Origin of the sequence: Collinsella sp. AM44-11, assembly GCF_003467145.1 — a bacterium.
Lineage (GTDB): Bacteria > Actinomycetota > Coriobacteriia > Coriobacteriales > Coriobacteriaceae > Collinsella.
Genome location: NZ_QSFE01000037.1, coordinates 1 through 1,075, shown reverse-complemented (window position 1 = coordinate 1,075; position 1,075 = coordinate 1). Strand labels below are relative to the sequence as shown.

At 71.3% G+C, this 1,075-nt stretch carries 1 protein-coding gene; it reads left to right on the top strand.

The features are described 5' to 3' along the window. Positions 1-125: 125 nt before the first annotated feature. Positions 126-1,075, top strand: a 950-nt coding sequence (locus DW943_RS10325; protein WP_147348664.1) for an IS110 family transposase, incomplete at its 3' end; no start/stop codon positions are given.

The window sequence follows — 1,075 nt, the reverse complement described above, 5'->3', positions numbered from 1 at the left end:
CTATGACCCAATCCAGGGGCACGGAAACGACAGGAGCCCCCGCTCGTGACCGCGGGTCGGGGCTGCGACAATGTTATTGAAGTGCCAGAGGCGCAGCCGCGCCGCAACGAGGTTGGGAGGCTCCCGTGCCTAGATATTCTACCGCCTTCGGAATGGACGTACACCTCAGGTCCACCACCGTCTGCGCGCTCGACGCGGAGACGGGCGAGGCCGTGACGAGGAGGTTCCGCGGCAACCCCTGGGGCGAGGTCGCGGAGTGGATGTCGGGCTTCCCCGGCCCGTCGCTCGCCGCCTACGAGAGCGGCTACCTCGGCTTCGCCCCGCAAAGGGAGCTCTCCGGGCTCGGCGTCGACTGCGTCGTCGCGGCCGTCTCCAAGGTCCCGAGGTCGGCTGCCGACCTCTCGTCCAAGAACGACCGCAACGACGCGGCCAGGATGGCCAAGGCGATACTGTCGCACGACGTCACCCCGGTATGGGTGCCGTCCCCCGAGATCGAGGGGCTCAGGGACCTCGCCGCCGCCCACGACGCGGCGACCGCGAGGCTCGCGGCGGCGAAGCAGCGGCTCCTGGCGCTCCTAGCCCGCCGCGGCTATGTCTACGGCGGCACGACGCCGGCCGGCAACCCCCGGAAGTACTGGACGTACGGCTTCCTCAGGTGGCTCGACGGCATACACCCCGCCGACGACGGAGGCATCCGGGCGCTCGCGGCGCTGAGGAACGAGGTCGAGGCGGCCGACGAGACGAGGGAGGCCCTCCTCGCCGAATACAGGGCCGCCGTCGCGGCGGGCCCCCTCTCGGCCGAGGTCGAGGCGCTCCAGTCGATCAAGGGGTGCGGGTTCGCGCTCGCCGCCGCCTTCGCGTCCGAGGTCGGCGACTTCTCGAGGTTCCGCTCCGGCAGGCAGGTGACGGCCTACTTCGGCCTCGCCCCGAAGCAGAGGTCGAGCGCGGACTCCGTGCGCCTCGGCGGAATCAGCGGGGCCGGCAACGCGCTCGTCAGGAAGCTGGCGGTCGAGGGGTCCTGGTGCTACGCCCAGGCCGGCCACCAGCCGAAGCTGATGCCCAAGGGCTCCGGCGT